The organism is Sphingomonas sp. GV3, assembly GCF_031082075.1.
Lineage (GTDB): Bacteria > Pseudomonadota > Alphaproteobacteria > Sphingomonadales > Sphingomonadaceae > Sphingomonas > Sphingomonas beigongshangi.
In genome coordinates, this window is record NZ_JARWLE010000001.1 from 406,821 (window position 1) to 424,537 (window position 17,717).

General features: G+C 66.8%; 15 protein-coding genes. 5 read left to right on the forward strand and 10 right to left on the reverse strand.

The window, feature by feature from the left end:
* Nucleotides 1-39: 39 nt before the first annotated feature.
* A complete protein-coding gene (locus tag RF701_RS01910; protein WP_308813890.1) occupies nucleotides 40-2,511 on the reverse strand; it encodes a TonB-dependent receptor domain-containing protein in 2,472 nt (823 codons plus the stop codon).
* Between the two features lie 111 nt (nucleotides 2,512-2,622).
* Nucleotides 2,623-3,768 carry an ROK family transcriptional regulator gene (locus RF701_RS01915; RefSeq protein WP_308813891.1) on the reverse strand — a complete coding sequence of 382 codons (1,146 nt, stop codon included), beginning with the start codon at nucleotides 3,766-3,768 and terminating at the stop codon, nucleotides 2,623-2,625.
* Nucleotides 3,769-3,833: 65 nt separating this feature from the next.
* On the opposite strand from RF701_RS01915, the gene RF701_RS01920 reads away from it, so the two are divergent.
* On the forward strand, nucleotides 3,834-5,216 hold the full coding sequence (locus RF701_RS01920; RefSeq protein ID WP_308813892.1) for an MFS transporter: 1,383 nt from the start codon (nucleotides 3,834-3,836) through the stop codon (nucleotides 5,214-5,216).
* Between the two features lie 67 nt (nucleotides 5,217-5,283).
* Here RF701_RS01920 and RF701_RS01925 read toward each other — a convergent pair whose 3' ends face one another.
* The 8 genes from RF701_RS01925 to RF701_RS01960 all read right to left on the reverse strand — a co-directional run bounded on the left by RF701_RS01925 (nucleotide 5,284) and on the right by RF701_RS01960 (nucleotide 13,230).
* On the reverse strand, nucleotides 5,284-5,679 hold the full coding sequence (locus RF701_RS01925; RefSeq protein ID WP_308813893.1) for a DUF4174 domain-containing protein: 396 nt from the start codon (nucleotides 5,677-5,679) through the stop codon (nucleotides 5,284-5,286).
* A 41-nt stretch (nucleotides 5,680-5,720) separates the two neighbouring features.
* Complete coding sequence (locus RF701_RS01930) at nucleotides 5,721-8,372, reverse strand: M1 family aminopeptidase (RefSeq protein ID WP_308813894.1); 2,652 nt, start codon at nucleotides 8,370-8,372, stop codon at nucleotides 5,721-5,723.
* Nucleotides 8,373-9,210: 838 nt separating this feature from the next.
* Nucleotides 9,211-10,380 (reverse strand): alpha-hydroxy acid oxidase, encoded by a 1,170-nt coding sequence (locus RF701_RS01935; protein WP_308813895.1) that lies wholly within the window; start codon nucleotides 10,378-10,380, stop codon nucleotides 9,211-9,213.
* A 244-nt stretch (nucleotides 10,381-10,624) separates the two neighbouring features.
* The gene (locus RF701_RS01940; protein ID WP_308813896.1) at nucleotides 10,625-10,903 is read right to left on the reverse strand and encodes an Lrp/AsnC ligand binding domain-containing protein; all 279 of its coding nucleotides are present in this window, start codon (nucleotides 10,901-10,903) and stop codon (nucleotides 10,625-10,627) included.
* Nucleotides 10,904-10,951: 48 nt separating this feature from the next.
* The gene (locus tag RF701_RS01945; protein ID WP_308813897.1) at nucleotides 10,952-11,107 is read right to left on the reverse strand and encodes an AsnC family transcriptional regulator; all 156 of its coding nucleotides are present in this window, start codon (nucleotides 11,105-11,107) and stop codon (nucleotides 10,952-10,954) included.
* A gap of 36 nt (nucleotides 11,108-11,143) precedes the next feature.
* Nucleotides 11,144-11,671, reverse strand: a complete 528-nt coding sequence (locus RF701_RS01950; protein ID WP_308813898.1) for a hypothetical protein — start codon at nucleotides 11,669-11,671, stop codon at nucleotides 11,144-11,146.
* Between the two features lie 26 nt (nucleotides 11,672-11,697).
* Complete coding sequence (locus tag RF701_RS01955; RefSeq protein WP_308813899.1) at nucleotides 11,698-11,823, reverse strand: hypothetical protein; 126 nt, start codon at nucleotides 11,821-11,823, stop codon at nucleotides 11,698-11,700.
* Between the two features lie 54 nt (nucleotides 11,824-11,877).
* Nucleotides 11,878-13,230 carry a thiamine pyrophosphate-dependent enzyme gene (locus RF701_RS01960; RefSeq protein WP_308813900.1) on the reverse strand — a complete coding sequence of 451 codons (1,353 nt, stop codon included), beginning with the start codon at nucleotides 13,228-13,230 and terminating at the stop codon, nucleotides 11,878-11,880.
* On the opposite strand from RF701_RS01960, the gene RF701_RS01965 reads away from it, so the two are divergent.
* The 4 genes from RF701_RS01965 to RF701_RS01980 all read left to right on the forward strand — a co-directional run bounded on the left by RF701_RS01965 (nucleotide 13,183) and on the right by RF701_RS01980 (nucleotide 17,573).
* Nucleotides 13,183-14,271 (forward strand): acetyl-CoA C-acyltransferase, encoded by a 1,089-nt coding sequence (locus tag RF701_RS01965; protein ID WP_308813901.1) that lies wholly within the window; start codon nucleotides 13,183-13,185, stop codon nucleotides 14,269-14,271. The two genes, RF701_RS01960 and RF701_RS01965, sit on opposite strands and share 48 nt — an antisense overlap.
* Nucleotides 14,268-15,029, forward strand: a complete 762-nt coding sequence (locus RF701_RS01970) for an SDR family NAD(P)-dependent oxidoreductase (protein WP_308813902.1) — start codon at nucleotides 14,268-14,270, stop codon at nucleotides 15,027-15,029. The genes RF701_RS01965 and RF701_RS01970 overlap by 4 nt, the downstream gene beginning before the upstream one ends.
* A gap of 208 nt (nucleotides 15,030-15,237) precedes the next feature.
* Nucleotides 15,238-16,797: a carboxylesterase family protein gene (locus tag RF701_RS01975; RefSeq protein WP_308813903.1), complete on the forward strand. Its 1,560-nt coding sequence runs from the start codon at nucleotides 15,238-15,240 to the stop codon at nucleotides 16,795-16,797.
* 14 nt (nucleotides 16,798-16,811) lie between these two features.
* Nucleotides 16,812-17,573: a glucose 1-dehydrogenase gene (locus RF701_RS01980; RefSeq protein ID WP_308813904.1), complete on the forward strand. Its 762-nt coding sequence runs from the start codon at nucleotides 16,812-16,814 to the stop codon at nucleotides 17,571-17,573.
* The last annotated feature ends 144 nt before the right edge of the window (nucleotides 17,574-17,717 follow it).

Below are 17,717 nucleotides of genomic sequence, written 5' to 3' on the forward strand. Positions count from 1 at the left end.
CGCGTCAGGCGCCACGGTGGGGGGACATCCTCCGTGGGGTTACCATTTGCGGCTGACGATCAGGCGCACGTTGCGGCCGAATAGCGGCCGCCCGAAGATGGCGGTGGGTACGCCCTGGCCGAACCGGTCCCCCGCCGTGTTGCCCTCGGTGAAGCCGTGCGCATTGGTGATGTTGTCGCCGGCGACCTGGAACTGCCAGTCACCCGACGTTAGCATGCCGCCGAGACCGAAGGAGCCATAGGCCGGCAAAGCGGTGGTGTTGCCGAAGTCGGTGAAGCGCCTGCCGACGTAATCGTACCGTCCGTACACGCTGATCTTCGCGTCGCCGGCGGTGAAGTCCAGCGTCGGGCGCACGTTCAGATACAGCTTGGGCTCGCGAATGATCTGCTTGCCGTTCGCGATGCGTGCATCCGCGCCCGTGCTGCTGGTGAAGTTGAGGTAGCGCGGGTTCTGGAACGTCACCGAACCGGCCAGGGAGAAGGGTCCGCGGACGCGCAACAGGCCGTCCGCCTCCAGGCCCTTGTTCTCTGCGATGCCGACGAAGTTGGTTGTGACATCGGCGCGGCCCGTCACGGGGTTGAACGCGGCAAAGCTGGCATTGAGCGGGTCGAAGCGGGTGTAGAAGCCGGTGATATACAGATAGGACCCGCCCGTCAGCAGCTTCACGCCGGCCTCGTACAACTTGGCCTTGGTGGAGATCACCGCCGGCAGCGGCACGTTGGTGACGATGTTCGACGTCGGCGGCACCTGAAGCTGCGAGGCGCGCAAATAGATGCCGATATGGCCGTTGGCGTCGTAATTCGCGCCGACCGTCCAGTTGGTCGCGTTCAGCTTGATGCGATTGCTGTTGATCGCGCCGGTGAAGCCGCGGGTGCTGTTGTCCGCCAGGGTCGTCGCGTCACCCAGATTGTAGGCGCCGGTGACGCGGCCGAAGCCGCTGAACGTATACCATTCCTGGCGCAGGCCCGCGTCGATGCGCAGCTTGTCGGTGATGTCCCAGGTGTCGGTGCCGTAGAGCGCGATCAACTGGCCGTCGGCATGGCCACCGCCGAGCGACGCCGCATCGGTAAGCGCGCCATTGTCCGTGACGTAACCGAGCACGGCGTTGTTGGCGGAATAGGCGACGAGGTCGAGGACGGGCGGCTGCGATTTCACCTCGACCAGATAGTTCTGGTAGACGTTGAAATTGGTCTGGCCCCACAGCGATCCGTAGGTGCCGATGCGGATGTCGTGCGTGCCGAGCCCCGTCTCGAACTTGCGGGTGATCGACAGATCACCCTGAGCGGAGGTGAAATCGCTCGCGATCGAGCGATATTGGGCCTGCATCACCAGCCCCGAATCGTTTGCCGGGTTGTACGCGGTCTGACCGCCGGTGCCGGCGAACGCATAGCCCATCCTCGCTACCCCGGCACCGAACGCCGTGGTCGCCGCCGGGAGGAAGCCGTTGGCGAACGTGGTCGCGTCGACGGGGTTGGAGGTCGAGTAGAAGGCGTCGAAACGTACCTTACCCTGGGTATAGCCGCCCTTGGCGGAGACGTGCCAGTCGCCGAAGTCGCCCTCGTAATCCAAGCCGACGTTGCCGAAGATCATGTGCCGGCCGTTGGCGAGGTCGCCGCGCTGATTCTGGATCACGCCCGCGCCGTCACGATATTTGATGTTCACCGACCGCAGCGCCGGCGTGTTGATCGTGCCGGAGAAATAATCGACGTACTGGTTGAGGCTGACGGCGGGGTTGCGCGGGTCGTTGGTCGGGATCGACAGATAGAAGAGATTGTGATCGTCAGTGTACTGGCCGGTGACCTTGACGAAACCGTTGCCGAAATCGTGCTTGATGTTGGCGCGGATCTGACCGCCGCGATCGCTCGGGAAGCCAGAATTGCGGTAGCCGTCATGGTAGCGCAGGAACCCGCCGATCGCGTAAAAGGTGTCCTTCGACAGCGGACCGGCCTGATAGGCGTCGAGCCGGTAATAGCCGGTGTCGCCTAGCGTGGCCTGAACCTTGCCGCGGGTCGTCGCCGTGCCGGTGACGGTGATGACGTTGGCGATGGCGGCGGCGGTGCTGGCGTAGATCGGTGCCGGACCGCCGCGCACGACCTCGACCCGGTCGGTCATCAGGTCGAGGCGGTTCATGCCGTCGCCCTGGTTGAAGAAGTAGCCGTCGAGTTCCTGATACAGCGGCAGACCGTCCTGCTGATAATAGAGGAAACCACGATCGGTGGGAATGCCGCGGACGCGCGTGATGTTCTGGACTTCGCCGCCCGTCGCCTCGACATGGATGCCCGGCAGCGCGCCGATCAGGTCGGTCGTGCTCTTGGGTGCGAGCTTCTGGATGTCGCTTTGCGACAGCGAGTTCACCGCATAGGACACGTCGAAGCGACGCTGCTCGCGCGCCGAACCGGTGACGATGATGTCCGAGCGATCCTCGTCCTGCGCCGTGGTGCGAGCGTCCGACGTGGTGGCCGCCCGATCCGCCTTGTCCTGTGCCGACGCGGATTGGGTGGCGGCCGTCATCGCGCACACCGCTGCCCCGACCAATAACATGTTCCTCATTCGAGCCCCCTCTGCCTTGCGATGGCGGCGCAGTGGGGACGGAATGTGACACTATTATTTTCTTACAGGTAATTAAATCATCATCGTCTCCGCCGCAGTGATCGCGTGGACCGGGATCATCGCGGCGCCGATCACGACGGCCTTGCTGCCGATCGTCGAGGCATGGATCGACGGCAGCGACGAGCGATAGCCGTCGCCTCGCCCGTGCAGGCGTTCGCTGAGACCCCGGGCGATTCGCTGCAGCAGGACGATGGGTAGCGCGCCGGACAGGACGACCGCGCCGGGATCGAGCCATACGGTGCCGCTCATGATCGCCATGTCCAACTGCCCGATCACGCGTTGCGTCCACTGGTCGATCAATGGTGCGTAACGATCCAGCAGACACTCGACCTGTGCGAGCGAATCGATCGCCGCGCCGGCGTCGCGCAAGACGAGCAACAGGTCGATCCCCGACGGCCGTTCGCGGTGGCCCGGAAACAGCCGACCGACCTCGCCGGCGTTGCCGTGCTCGCCCAGGAAAAGGTCACGCTCCGCGATCAGCCCGCCGCCGATGCCATGCCCCAGGAACAGCGTCATGACCGAGCGGTAGCGATCGATGATGCCCGGCTGATAATATTCGCCCAGCGCGGCGGCACTGGCGTCGTTCTCGATCCAGACCGGCATCCCGAGCGCGTCGCCAATCACCTCGGTCAGGGGGACGTCGTTCCATCCCGCGACACGATCGACGACGATCCGCCGATCGCGACGGCCGGGCAGGGCATAGCCGGGCACCGCGACTCCCAAGCCTAGGAACTTCCCCCGCATGAACCCATGCGTCGCCGCGAGCGCGTGCAGGCGGGCTTCCACCGCGCGGGCGAAGACGCGGGGATCCGGATCGTCGAACGGCGACGCGTCGTGAACGACCGGGTTGCCGCGGAAATCGACGATCACCAGCTCGAGCCATCCGGGATAAGGCGCGGCGCCAATCGCCCAGCCGCCGCGGCCGGACACCGCGAGCGGAATCGTCGGCCGTCCGCGACCGCGTTCCTCGGCCAGGTCGAGCTCCTCGATGAGGTCGAGCGCCAGCAGCGACTGCGTCAGCCGCGTCATCGTCGCCCCGTTCGTCCCCAACGCCTGTGCCAGCCAGCCGCGCGAGGCCGCTCCCTTGATCCGCAATTGCATCAACACGCGCTTCTGTGGTTCGCTCAGGGCGATCTGGGGGCGTGGGGGGCGGGCCATGGACGGGCCTTTTATATTTCCGCGGTGTCAAATAAATGAAAATCCGGCTGGCTAAAAGGCGAACGATGAACGCCGATGCCCCCGCCGAAGCGTCCGCCCGGTCGCATCCGCTCGCGATGCAGATCGGCTACAGCGCGGCCAATCTGGGCAAGAGCGTGGTGTGGAACAGCTTCGAAAGCATCATGCTGTTCTACCTGGTTTCCGTCGGTGGCTTTCCGCCGCTGGTCGGCGGTGCCTTGCTCGCCGCAACATTGCTCTGGGATGCGGCGTTCGATCTTGTCGTCGCGCGCTGGACCGACCGCTCCAACGGGGGCGGCCGACTGGGGCGACTGATTGTCGTCGGCGCGCCCCTGTGCGGGATCGGGTTCTGGCTTGCCTTCGCGCTGCATGCGCCGGGTCCGGTCGCCGCGGCGATCATCGCCTGCCGCCTGGGCTATTCGCTGTGTGACGTCGGCCACAATACCTTGCTCATCCGGGTGGCGTCGGCACCGGGTGATGCCGCGCGCGTCTCCGGCATGCGGCTGCTGTTCAGCGCGGGCGGTGTCGCGCTCGTCGCGCTGGCGTCGGGATCGAGCCTGGCGCACACGTTGCCCGAGGCACAACGGGCTTCCTTCGCCGTCGGTGCGCTTTGCGGCGGCCTGCTCTATGTCGCGACCTTGTTCGGCGCGCTCTATGCGACGCGCGGACTCAAGGCCCCCCAGGCATCGGCGGACGTGCGTCCCGACCGCCCATTGCGCTATTATGCGCGGGACGCCGCCTTCCGCCGCTTGCTGTGCGTGATAGCGTTCCAGGCCGCGCTGGTGCCCCTGTTCCAGCGTGCGCTGCCCTTCTACGGCAAGGCGGTTCATGCCGATCCAAGCTGGGCGGGACCGGCGCTGCTGACGATCACGCTGTCGCAATCGCTGACGCTTCCCCTGTGGATGGCGGCATCGCGGCGGCTCCCGCCCCGGACGATCGCGATGGGCGCCCATGGCGCGGCGATCGCCGCGATGGCCGGATTGACGCTCACGCCCGCCTCGATCGCCGAGCCGGCGCTGCTGGTGGGGCTAGGCGCGTCGTTCGGCGGCATGAACCTCGCCATCTGGGCATTGCTGACCGATATCGTGCAGCGGACGCTTAGGGAGGGTGCGGGGGGAGAAGCCACGCCCGTCGGCCTCTTCCTGGCGACGCTGAAGGTGGCGGCGGCCTCGGGCAACTTTCTCTTCTCGGCGATCGTCGCCGCGGGGCCGGTCGCCCTGGCTTGGCGGCTGGTGCCGGGTGGCACGTTGCTGACGACGAGCGCGACCGCTCTCCCCGTCTGCGGAAGCCTGGCGGCATGCGTCCTGCTCTATTCGATGCGCGGCGCGTTCGCCCGCCCCACAGCGACGAAACCGGGCCTAGCGGGACGCTGGAGATCGTGGCGGCGTCACACCGCCGTCCGCCACATCGATGCCGGTGCGGGAGTGTGAACGCCAAATATCGCGCGCCCCGAAAGCGGACCGGCACCGCCCCGATCTGGCCTGGCTGGATCGCAGGCTAACGTCCCCCGGCGCGGCGCATCGGCATCGCGTCGATCGTCTCCGCCAGCATCGGCGCGTCGACCGGTCGGGACCGGCGCAGCTTGACGCCGCCGTCCTTGCCGACCAGCGCCACGCCAAATCCCGAAGCGGGCAATCGGTAGCGCCGTCGCAAGGCGTCCGCGCCGTCCCCCGTGCCGATCACCCTTTCGCCCAGGATCTCGATCACCACCAGATCGCGATCCTCCGCACCCGTGCGCCACGCCCGGAGCATGCCGCGTTGTTCGACCAGCCGGGGATCGTCCGCGTCGGACGCGCTGATCAACAGGACGCGCTTGTGCCATCGCATCGCCGCCACGCTGGCTGGAGCCGTCGCGGTGACAGGCGGGGCAGGGGGCATGCCGAGCAGGATCATGGTGCCACAACGCGCGCTCGATCGGGTGGTGCCGCCGGCGACTACGGCGTGCGCTGCGCCGATCCGGCGGCCGCCTGACGGATGCGGACGGTCAGCGCCAGTTCGTCACGCGCGGTCAGCACCTTGCGGCGGACGTCCGGCGGCACTGCAGTGCGCGACGCAAGGAAGGCGTCGACCACCGCCAGCGCGGCGGCATCCCGCTGGCCGCCGATGAACGCGTCGATCCACGCGGGCAGGAAGAAGATCCGCCGATTCTGGCGTATCCAGTCCAGCCGGTCGAGGGCGGGGCGGAGGAACGACAGCGTGAGGGATGCCTGCTCGATCGTATTGAACGGGCCCAGGCTCTCGCTCGCCCATGCCTCGTTGAGCGTCGGATCGTCGAAATAGCGACGGAAATAGTCGGCCTTGATGTTCCTGTCGGAGCTCGCCGCGCGCGTGACGAACGCATCCTTGACCGCCTCGGTCGACTGGTCGTGGCGTAGCTCGGCTTCGTACAATTGCTGCGAGTCGGGCGTTGCGATGGCGATAAGTCGGGTCACGATGGCCCAGCGTGTCGGCTGGCGGATCGCCGCGTCCGCGAACGTCGCCCGCCCGGCAAGCAGATCGCGCAGACGCGTCAGCGCGAGCGGCGTTCGCGCCGTTGCGACGAGCCGGTCGAGCGCGTCCTTGCGCAACCCGTACCCGAGCCGCGTATCGTCCAGACGGGCGATCAGCGCGCGCTCCCACCGCGGGCGCAGGGCGGCCGCCGTGTCGTCGGCGAGATAGACGTTGAGGGCGGTCGCACCGCGCGACAGGATCGCGCGGGAGATCTGCTCATCCCGCTCGTCGGGCAGGCGGTCGAGCACCACCTCGAGGTAGCGGTCGGGCCTCAGCCGGACATCGCGGACCGTGTCCCACAGACCGCCCCACATCAACGCGCGCAGCAACGTATCGCGCACCGTGCCGACATGCGTCATGATCCATGCGATGGTGCGGTCGTCGGGAAGGAACAGGCCGTACCCCTTGTCGTCGTCGTTCGGCCACACGTAATCCGGAACGGGAAGACCCGACGCGCCGCGAACCACCGCCGTGTCGCCGCTGAAGGCGGCGTCGAGCACGACGTCGGCACGGTCGCGATAGCCGAGCCGCACGCGCACCTTCATCGGCCAGGCGCCGCCGGTGTCGCCCCGAAGCGTCTGCGCAGGCCGCTGGACGAGCGCAAGCGACCCGATCCGGCCGCCGGATTGCGTCATCCGCGTCTCGACGCGTGGCAGGCCGGCGCGAAGCATATACTGGCGCCCGAACGCGCCCAGGTCGACGCCGGAGGCCGCGCTGATCGCGCCCAGCAATTCCTGCCACGTGGCATTACCATAGGCGTGGCGGGTCAGGAACGCGTGCAGGCCGCGCCGGAAGCCGGCTTCGCCGACGAGGAACGCCAGCTGTTTGATGACCGCGGGCGCCTTGTTGTACACGATCGGCCCGTAGTTGCTCTTCGCCGCATCGAGATTGTCGAGCGGTTGCCACAGCGCCTGCGTGCCGCTGGTCGCATCGGCGCGATAGGCGGGCGTCTTGGTCGACAGCAGAAAGGTCGCCCAGGCGTTGCTGCCGGGTTGCAGCTCCGCCTGGATGCGCGCGGCCATGTAGGTGGCGAACCCTTCCTTGAGCCAGAGATCGTCGAACCAGCGCATGGTGACGTCATCGCCGAACCACTGGTGGCTGATCTCGTGGTAGATCGTCGCGTCGCGGCCGAGGCGCTGCGGCAGCGTCGGCGGCTCGCGGAAGACGAAGCGGTCCTCGTTGTAGAAGATCGCGCCGACATGCTCCATGCCGCCGAACGGAAAGGCGGGGGCGAGCAAGAGGTCGAGCTTGGCGAAGGGGAAGGGGACGCCGAACCAGTCCGCGAGCCAGCGGACGGCGGAACGGTTGGTCTCGATCTGGGCGTCTGCGTCCACCTCCGCCCGACGCGACGCGCGGGCATAGAGGGTGATCGCCCCCTGACCCTCGGGCGCCGAGGTCCAACTCGCCCAGGGGCCGGCCGCGAAGGCGGCGAGATAGGTGGAGATCGGCTCGGTCTCCGCGAAACGCCAGCGGGTGCCGGCACCGACCGCGTCCTTCGCCAGGGAGCGACCGTTCGCGACCACGGTCCAGCCCGCGGGGGCGGTGAGCGTCCACGTGAAGCGCCCCTTCAGGTCCGGCTGGTCGAAACAGGGAAACAGCAGATTGGCATCAGAAGGGACGAGCAGCGTGTAGAGATAGTCCGCGCCGTCCGTGTCGTCATGATGGCGGATGATCGCCGCACCGGCGGCGGCGATCGGCGTCGCGAAACGCGCGCGAACGACGTTGCTGCCGCCCTTCAGCATCGATCCCGGCAGCACGACATGGCCGTCGGCGATATCGGCGCGCGCGGGCCGTCCGTTGATCGTGAGGTCGCCGATCGAGAGACCGCGGAAATCGAGGATCAGGTCGCCGCCGCCGCGCGTCTGGTCGAAACGGATCTCGACCGTCCCGACCGCGGCTTCGCGCGCAGTCAGATCGAGCGCGATGGCATAGCGAAGGTTGCCGATCCGCGACGACCGCTCACGGGCCAGGGCCAGCGCGATGCCCGGCCCCGCGCTCGTGCCAGAAGCCGCGAGGACGCGCGCGGCGGACGCCCCGACTGCCGGCACCAGCATGGCAGCCCCGAGAAAGTGTCGCCGATCGCCCGTAACGTTCATGATGATGGCATCCTGTCGCATTCGCGACGCGACCCTATCGCCAGCGCGGCAGCGGGCAAGCGTCGTCGATACCTGCCTGACGAACCGACAAGGAAAGCGCGGATGCCCCTCGGCGACGGCGTTGATGCCAGCCCGCAGCGAAAAGAGACGAACGTCTCACATCGGTTTGAGATCACCAGTATCGGCGCCGCGATCGAGCGCTTTATGGTGACCCCTACGGAAGGCGTTGTTCCAGCAACGAGGCACGCAATTGTGCGGGTTTCGGAAATCGCTTACCCATCAGTTTGTTCACACGGCTTGTACCCGTGTGCATGACTACATGAGCCCGATGTTCGCCATCCGTCAAGGCGAAGCTGGTGGAAACCAGAATGGCCGGTTTGGAGCGGCGTGACGAGGTAAGCTGCCCTTCATTCATGACGGCCTGTTCGACAGCTATGGTGCTGCCATGGACGAGCTGGGTTGCCGGGATCGGAAGGAGGTGGATCGCCGGGCGAACAGCCGTGTGGATCAAAGTTACTTGCCGTTCCGAATACAAGAGCAGCCATGCTGCGACTCCGACAGATGAGGAGCTCGCGAAAAACTCACATCTGTCAACGTCAGCGTCCACGATTTCTTTCAGCCTGACACGATATACTATAGACCGTTTGGTCTATCTTGAACGGCGCTCCGCTACACCGGCCGTGTGGCAGCCAGTTTCACGCTGGGCCGGAGCCCTCTAAGACCGGCATGCATCGGGTGAAGAGCGGTTCGCATTAGGCTGACAGCACTGCCTTATTCACTTTCCCGCCTCGCCAGCGTCTTCGTTAATCTTGCGCTCCGCCATATCAACGGTCACCAGCTACGCAGGCATCGGCGTCCGACGCCACCTGACGTGACGGCTCGAAACCGAACCCACGTCCGGGATGCCAGCGAGCGCCATGCTACGCTCGAACTCCTCGAACAGCAAAGTCAGCGCGCGATCGACCCCCGCCTCGCCGCCGGCCGCCAGGCCGTACAGATAGGGACGTCCGATGGAGCATGCGGTCGCCCCGAGCGACAGTGCCTTGAGCACGTCGAAGCCGCGGCGGACGCCGCCGTCGCATATCACGTCCGGCACGTCGCCGATCGCCTCCCGCACAGAGGCTACCTGATCGATGGGGGCGGCCGCGCCGTCGAGCTGCCGCCCGCCATGGTTCGAGATCATCACGCCGGTCGCTCCGGAGGCGATCGAGCTGCGGGCGTCCTCGGGCGTCATGATGCCCTTGATGGCGAGCGGACCATTCCATTCCCTCGCCAGCCATTCGACGTCGCGCCAGGTGACCGACCGGTCGAACTGGCCGCCGATATAGTCGAAGAGGCTCATTGGGCCGCCGGCAAGCACGTCGAGCTTGTGGCTGACGTTCGCGAGGTCGAACTTGGAGCCAGTGAGCGCCGGCAGCGACCAGGACGGGTGCATGGCGAAGCTCAGCAGCGACTTCAGGGTCAGGCGGGGCGGGAGGGACAGGCCGCTCACGCGATCACGCTCACGATTTCCGGCGACCGGCGTATCGACCGTGAGAGCCAGGCCGTGGAAGCCCGCCTCGCGGCAGCGCGCCACGAACTCGGAAGTGAGCCCTCGGTCCTTGAAGATGTAGATCTGGAAGACCTTCGGCCCGGCGAAGGCGGCAGCGAGGTCTTCCAGCCTCGTGGTGCCCATCGTCGACAGCGCATAGATCAGGCCGTGACGCGCCGCCGCACGGGCTACGGCTAGCTCCGCGTGCGGATGAAACATGCGCGTCAGACCGGTCGGCGAGAGCATGAGCGGCCATCGCGAGCGTTGCCCGAAAATCGTCGTCTCCGTGGTGATCGACGACACGTCGTTGAGAACGTCCGGCATGAACTCGTAGTCGTCGAACGCGGCCTCGTTGCGGCGTAGCGAGCATTCGTCGTCCGCTCCACCGTCGATGTAGTCGAAGATGGGCCGCGGCAGCCGCCGGCTCGCCAGACGGCGCAGGTCGGCCAGGTTGTTCGAACGGCGAAGGTCTCTCACGGTCGAATCATCGCTTCGTCTGCAAGGACCCGTTCGTTCGAGCCGGTATCGTCTCCAACCTTCTCAAGTCGCGCCGTCATTCACATCTCCCACGCGAACATGGCCTCTCGGCCGTCCACCGAACGACGTGATAGCGCGCGGTGCGAGCGACGCGCACTATGCTAGGCGGATCAGATGGTGTGCGTTTCCGCAAGGCGACGTCGCGTCCCGCGATCGATGGCGGCATGGGCATACAGCGCGCGTCCTAGGTTTGCCTCCTCTCCAGTGCAGGGGCCGGCCGATTGATGAACGCCTTGAGCGCGAAGCTGCTCTGGATGTGCGCCACCCCCGGGATCTGGGTCAGCTGTTCGAGCAGGTCGCGGTAGTGCTGCAGATCCTTCACGACCGCACGCAGAAGGTAGTCCGCACCGCCGGTCATCAGGAACCCGCTCATCACTTCGGGAATGTCGGCGACGACCGATTCGAACCTTTCCAGAACTTCGCGGATCTGCCGTTCCACCGTGACGGAGATGAAGACGATCATCGTTCCAGCGAGGCGGCCTTCGTCGAGCTGCGCGAAGTAGCCGCGGATTTATCCGGCCTCCTCGAGCAGCCGGACGCGCCGCACGGTCGGCGTCATGGAGAGGCCGATCTCGGCCGCCAGGTCGCGCCACGTGATCCGGCCATCCTCCGTCAGCCGCCGCAATATGCGAAGATCGTATCCGTCAAGCGTTCCATCCGCGTCCATCGTCACCTCTTACGACCTAGCTATTAGTGATAATTACTACGCTCGGCCGCCACGGCTGCCAAGTTTGGAGACACTTGCCAAGCCATTGGGAGTATTCTCGCGGCGAGAGGATTTGCCGTGAAGCCTGATCGTATCACCAGCCTGGAAGCCATCTACAACGCCGAGAACGGGCCCGCCTTCATGACCGGAATCCAGGCGCTCGTCCGCCTGCCGCTCATGCAGCGCCGCCTCGACCGATCTAGGGGGCTCAATACGGCAGGCCTGGTCTCCGGCTACCGGGGATCTCCGCTCGGCGCCTACGATCAGCAGCTCTGGAAGGCTCGCAAGCACCTCGAGGCGCGCGACGTGGTGTTCCAGCCCGGCCTGAACGAGGACCTGGCGGCCACGGCACTCTGGGGCGCGCAGATGCACAAGGCCTTCGGACCGAGCCGTGCCGACGGCGTGTTCGGCATCTGGTACGGCAAGGGCAACGGTGTCGATCGTACCGGGGACGCGTTCCGTAACGCGAACATGCTTGGCACGTCGGCGCTCGGTGGCGTCCTGGCGGTTGGTGGAGACGACCACGCGGCCCAGTCCTCCATGTTTCCGCATCAGACCGACGGCATCTTCCAGTCCGTGATGATGCCGGTCCTGCAGCCGAGCAACGTGTCCGAGATCCTCTCGCTGGGGCTCGCGGGGATCGCCATGTCGCGCTTCTCGGGCGTCTGGGTCGGCATGAAGACGATCGCCGAGGTCGTCGAGAGCGCGGCGACGTTCGAGCTGCCGGACGCCTACCCGACCTTCCTGTCGCCGTCGGAGCTCGTGCCTGCCCATGGATTGAACTGGGATCCCGGGATCGCGTGGCCCGCCGAGCGCGCCGAATATGAGCGCCGAATGGTGGAGGAGCGCATCCCCGCCGCGATCGGCTGGGCGACGGCGAACCGGATCGACGCGCCGGTGTTCGCCGCGAGCAGGACGCGACTGTGCGTCGTCACGGTCGGCAACGCGGTGGGGAGCGGCTCCACTGCGATGCAGTTCGACTGGACGGTGCAGTCGCCGCAGCCCTCGCAGACCCGAGGATTGATGAAGAGGCGGCGATCGGGATCCGGAAAGGCGCCGCGCTTGCGCCGCCTACGCTTCTCGGCCGCGCATGTCTGCTCGTAGACGATGGCCGACGCGCCCTTCACGGTGCGCAGGTTGCGCTGGACGGCGTCGAGCGTGTCGCGGTGGTGCACGCTTACCGACTGCGGCAGCTTGCCGGCCCAGCGCTGGGGATTGTCGCTGACCAGGCGAACCTGCTCCACGCCCTCCGCCAGGAGCTGCGACACGATGCGTTCGGGGGCGATGGCGCCTTCGGCTGGCTGGCCGCCGGTCATCGCGACGGCGTCGTTGTAGAGGATCTTGAAGGTTATGTTCGTGCCTGCCGCGATAGCTGCACGGATCGCGAGAAGGCCACTGTGCTGATACGTGCCGTCGCCGAGGTTCTGGAAGATGTGCTCGGTGGTCGAGAACGGTGCCGCCCCTACCCACTGCAGCCCCTCGCCACCCATCTGGCTGAAGGTCGCGGTCTTCAGCTTCGGCTGCGACAGAGCCATGACGTGACAGCCGATACCGCCGCCGGAGATGGAGCCTTCAGGCGTTCGGGTTGAGCTGTTGTCTGGACAGCCCGAGCAGAAGAAAGGCTTGCGTGCCGGAAACGGTACCACGTTGCCGCGGCCGGCGCTCGCCTCGAGGATGCGGAGGCGCGCCAGAAGATCTATCGGACCGCCTTCATCGAAACGCCCTACCAGCGCCTTCGCGACCATCAGGGGCGTGAATTCCGAGACTACCGGCAGGAGCGGAGTTTCGCCGGCGTCCGACTTGCCGGTGACGCGGGTGCGCCGGTTCGGCCGGTTGAAGAGCGCGGCCTTGATCTGGTTTTCGACGACGCCGGTCTTCTCCTCGACCACGAAGATCTCGTCCGCGTCTCCGGCGAACGCGAGCAGCGGCGCGGATGCGAGAGGCCAGCTCATCGCGACCTTGTAGATCGAGAGGCCGAGCGCTTCCGCCTCGTCCTCTCCGATGCCGAGATCGGAGAGCGCCTGCATGAGGTCCTGATGCGCCTTCGGGACCAAGCGGCGAATCAACCAGTCGGCCTGCAACAAGGACTTCTCGTGCTCCAAGGGCTTCTGCCCGAGCTTCGTCGAGATCGAGGGAGTGACGGTGCGCAAGCCGGACGGCGACCGCATCGCGGCAGAGGAGGCGGCGCGCCTTCGAGATCGGGCATGCAGGCCGTCATAATGGCCGCCGAGGCACTCGCCGCCGGCAATGCCGACGTGATCGTCGCCGGTGGCATGGAAAGCATGACGAATGCTCCCTTCGCCCTTCCAAAGCACCGGGCCGGCGCCCGCATCGACCATGACCGCATCATCGACACCATGATGATGGACGGCCTTGAGGACGCCTACGAGCGTGGCAAGCCCATGGGGGCCTTCGCGCAGGACACGGCGCGCGAGTATCAGTTCAGCCGCGCCGACATGGACGCCTACGCGATCGAAAGCCTCGCCCGGGCCAAGGCCGCAATCGACGGAGGCGCATTCGCAGGCGAGGTCGTTCCGGTCGCGGTTGCCACCCGCCGTGGCGAGGTGATGGTAGGGGAGGACGAGCAGCCGGCGAACGCCATGCCGGAGAAGATCTCGGCGCTGAAGCCTGCCTTCGCCAGCGACGGCACGATCACGGCGGCCAGTTCCGCGTCCATCTCCGACGGCGCCGCCGCTCTGATCCTTACACGCGGCGACGTCGTCGAACGGCTCGGCCTGCGCAGCGAGGCGAAAGTCGTCGCGACGGCCGCTCACGCGCACGAGCCTGCCCTGTTCACGACCGCCCCCGTCTTCGCGATACGGAAGGTCCTCGACAAGGCGGGCTGGACCGTCGACGACGTTGACCTGTGGGAGGTCAACGAGGCCTTCGCAGCCGTCGCGATGATCGCGATGCGCGATCTTGGCATCGAGCACGAAAGGGTGAACGTGAATGGCGGCGCCACCGCGCTGGGCCACCCGATCGGCGCCTCCGGCGCGCGCATCATCGTCACGCTGGTGGCCGCTTTGAAGTCAAGAGGACTGAAGCGTGGCGTCGCGGCACTGTGTATCGGGGGCGGCGAAGCCACCGCCGTCGCGGTCGAGCTTATCGAGGAGGATCGGGCATGAAGGTCGAAAAGCTGGCCGCCATCGTGACGGGCGGCGCTTCCGGGCTGGGAGCGGCGACGGCTCGCCTTCTCGCGGAAATGGGCGCGCAGGTCACGCTATTTGATCGCAACGTCGACGCCGGCGAGGCGCTCGCAGCCGAGATCGGTGGTCTTTTCCAGGGGGTGGACGTGACCGACGAGAACAGCGTTCTGGCTGGCCTGGCCGCTGCGGAGGCGGCGCATGGCACGGCGCGGCTGCTGGTGAACTGCGCGGGCGTTGCGCCGGCCATGAAGGCTGTCGGCCGCGAGTTCGTGCCGCATCCGATCGAAGGGTTTCGCAAGGCGGTAGAGATCAATCTTGTCGGAACCTTCCTGGTCGCCTCCCGCTTCGCCGCCCGGCTCCAGCAGGTCGATCCGATCGGCGAAGAGCGAGGCGTCATCGTCAATACGGCCTCGGTCGCGGCCATGGACGGGCAGATCGGGCAGGTCGCCTACGCCGCATCCAAAGGCGGGGTCGTCAGCCTGACCCTACCGCTCGCCCGCGAGTTCGCGCAGTGGCAGGTACGGGTGATGACGATCGCGCCCGGCATCTTCTGGACTCCGATGCTCGCCGGTCTGCCGCAGGCCGCGCAGGATTCGCTCGGTCAGCAGGTGCCGCACCCTAGCCGGCTTGGCCGGCCCGAGGAGTTCGCACAGCTCGTCATCGCGATCGTAGCGAACACCATGCTTAATGGAGAAGTCATACGCCTCGACGGCGCAATCCGGATGGCACCACGCTGAATGGCCGGGGCGGGCCGCCATCGACATGGACCACGGCTTCTCCGACCGTCTGAAGCGGGCGGGGGGCAGGCGAGGCTGTCGTGCTGGTCCGTTCCGTCCACGAACATCCGCCGGGGTCGGACGCCTTAGCACCCCTGCAACGACCGAGCCTCGCGGCGCAGGCATCGACGGACCATGCGCAGCGACGTTGCTCCGGTGCGACTCCTGCATGAACAACATTCCACCAGGCATATCGAAATCGTTTCTGCCCCTGGCCGATCCAGATCATCATTCGGGCATGACACGTTCACCTACCGATTGCATCGACCTCGAATCCGGCAAAGTGCGGGGGAGCGTCGAAGGCGACGTCGAAGCCTATCGCGGCATTCCCTATGCCGCCGCACCGACAGGCGGAAGACGCTTTGAGCCGCCGCAGCTCCCGGAGCCGTGGCAGGACGTCCGTACGGCAGGCGAACCGGGGCCCAACGCGCCGCAGCGCCCGCGAAAGCTGGCCGGCCTCGATGCCGCTCCGCTGATAGGCGACGGCTGGAAGCCCGGCGATGACTATCTAACACTCGACGTCCTTCGCCCTGCTGACGGCGGTGGTGGTCTGCCGGTCATGGTCTTCATCCACGGCGGCGGCTTCGTGGTGGGCAGCAAGGACGCGTCCGTGCAGGACGGCCGTACCTTCGCGCGGGATGGCATCGTCTATGTCGCTATCAACTATCGCCTCGGCGTCGACGGATTCCTGCCCATCCCCGGCGTGCCGACCAACCTTGGCCTCCGCGACATGATCGCGGCGTTGCGCTGGGTGCAGGACGAGATCGGCAAGTTCGGCGGCGATCCGGCCAACGTCACCGTGTTCGGCGAGAGCGCCGGCGCGATGGCAGTCGCCGACCTCGTCACTTCCCCTCTTGCCGCCGATCTCTTCAGGCGCGCGATCGTGCAGAGCGGTCATGGCGCGATGACCCGCGACGTCGGCGTCGCCCAGAAGCTCGTCCGCAAGCTCGCCAAGCTGCTGGAGGTGTCGCCGGATAGGGCGGGGTTTGCCGCCGTGCCCCCTGGCGACAGGCTGCTCAATGCCGTGGACAAGGTGTCTCTACCCACCACCCGGCTGGATCTCCGGGGACCGGACGGCCGCGAGCCTGTCTTCGGCATCAGTCGCTTCATTCCCGTGCATGGCGACGACGTGCTGCCCGTCCAGCCTCTCGAGGCCCTACGTCAGGGTGCAGGTGCAGACGTCGATCTCCTGATCGGAAGCAACGCCGACGAGATGAACCTGTATCTCGTCCCGAGCGGCGTACGGGACAAGCTCAACAGCATCCTGGCTTGGCTGGTGCTGCGCAAGTCCCAGCCAAACGCATGGGCAGTCCTGAAGGCCTACCGGTCACCCGGGAAGAAGGCAGGCCAGGTGCTGATGGAGGCATTGACCGACCTCGTCTTCCGCTGGCCCGCACGCCGCTATGCCGAGGAGCATCGAGGGCGGACCCACGTCTATGAGTTCGACTGGCGCTCCCCCCGCTACGACGGCGGACTCGGCGCGTCGCACGGCATGGAGCTGCCGTTCGTGTTCGACAGCCTTGCGACATGTACGGGGGATGAGGGGCTGTGCGGCACTGCGCCTCCCCAAGAACTCGCCGACCGCGTCCACGCCATCTGGGTGCAGTTCGCTCGGGACGGTTCGCTGCCCTGGGCTCCGTTCGATCGGGAGACTCGAACCGTCTACCGGCTCGCCTCCGGCCAGGCGATCCGCGAGCCGCGCATGCCCGCCGCCGACTTTCTACCCTGAAACCGGAGTCCTCGATGTATCTCGACCGCCTGCGCCTCGACGGGCGCACCGCCTTCGTAACCGGCGGCGCGCAGGGGATCGGCTATTGCTGCGCCGACGCTCTTGCGGAAGCGGGGGGCCGCGTGACGATCGCCGACCGCGATGCGGACGCGATCGCGGCGGCGCTGGATTCGCTCAAGGCAAAGGGCCATCACGTGGATGGCGTCGTCCTCGACGTCACGGACAGTGCCCGTGTCGCCGAGGTCGCGGACGGGGCCGGCGCGTTCGACATTCTGGTCAACAACGCCGGCATTGCGCGCAGCGATACGCCGGCGGAGGACGTGGCCGACGAGCACTGGCGCAACGTCCTGGACGTCAACCTGAACGGCACCTTCTGGTGCGCGCGATCCTTCGGCCGGCACATGCTGGCGGCGGGACGGGGGAGCATCGTCAACGTCGGTTCGATGTCGGGCTTCATCGTCAACCGGCCGCAGCCCCAGAGCTACTACAATGCCAGCAAGGCCGCGGTGCATCAGCTGACCAGGAGCCTCGCGGCGGAGTGGGCATCGCGCGGCGTCCGGGTCAACGCCGTCGCGCCGACCTATATCTCCACGCCGCTGAACGCCTTCGCCGACCAGCAGGGGGAGATGTACCGGCGGTGGATCGATTCCACACCCCAGGGCCGGCTGGGGACGCCCGAGGAGGTCGCGTCGGTCGTCCACTTCCTCGCATCGGACGCGGCCAGTCTCATGACCGGCAGCATCGTGCTGGCGGACGGCGGCTATACCTGCTGGTAATCGTCGCTAGCGTCTCCGGACGTGCGTCATGCACGAGCCTGCAGTAGCGGCAGCTTCTAGTCGTCCACAAGGCGGTGGTGGTCGGCCGTGTCAGTCGCCCTTCGCCTAGCTATCGAACATCTGTCGAGGGGGCGTTCAACAAGC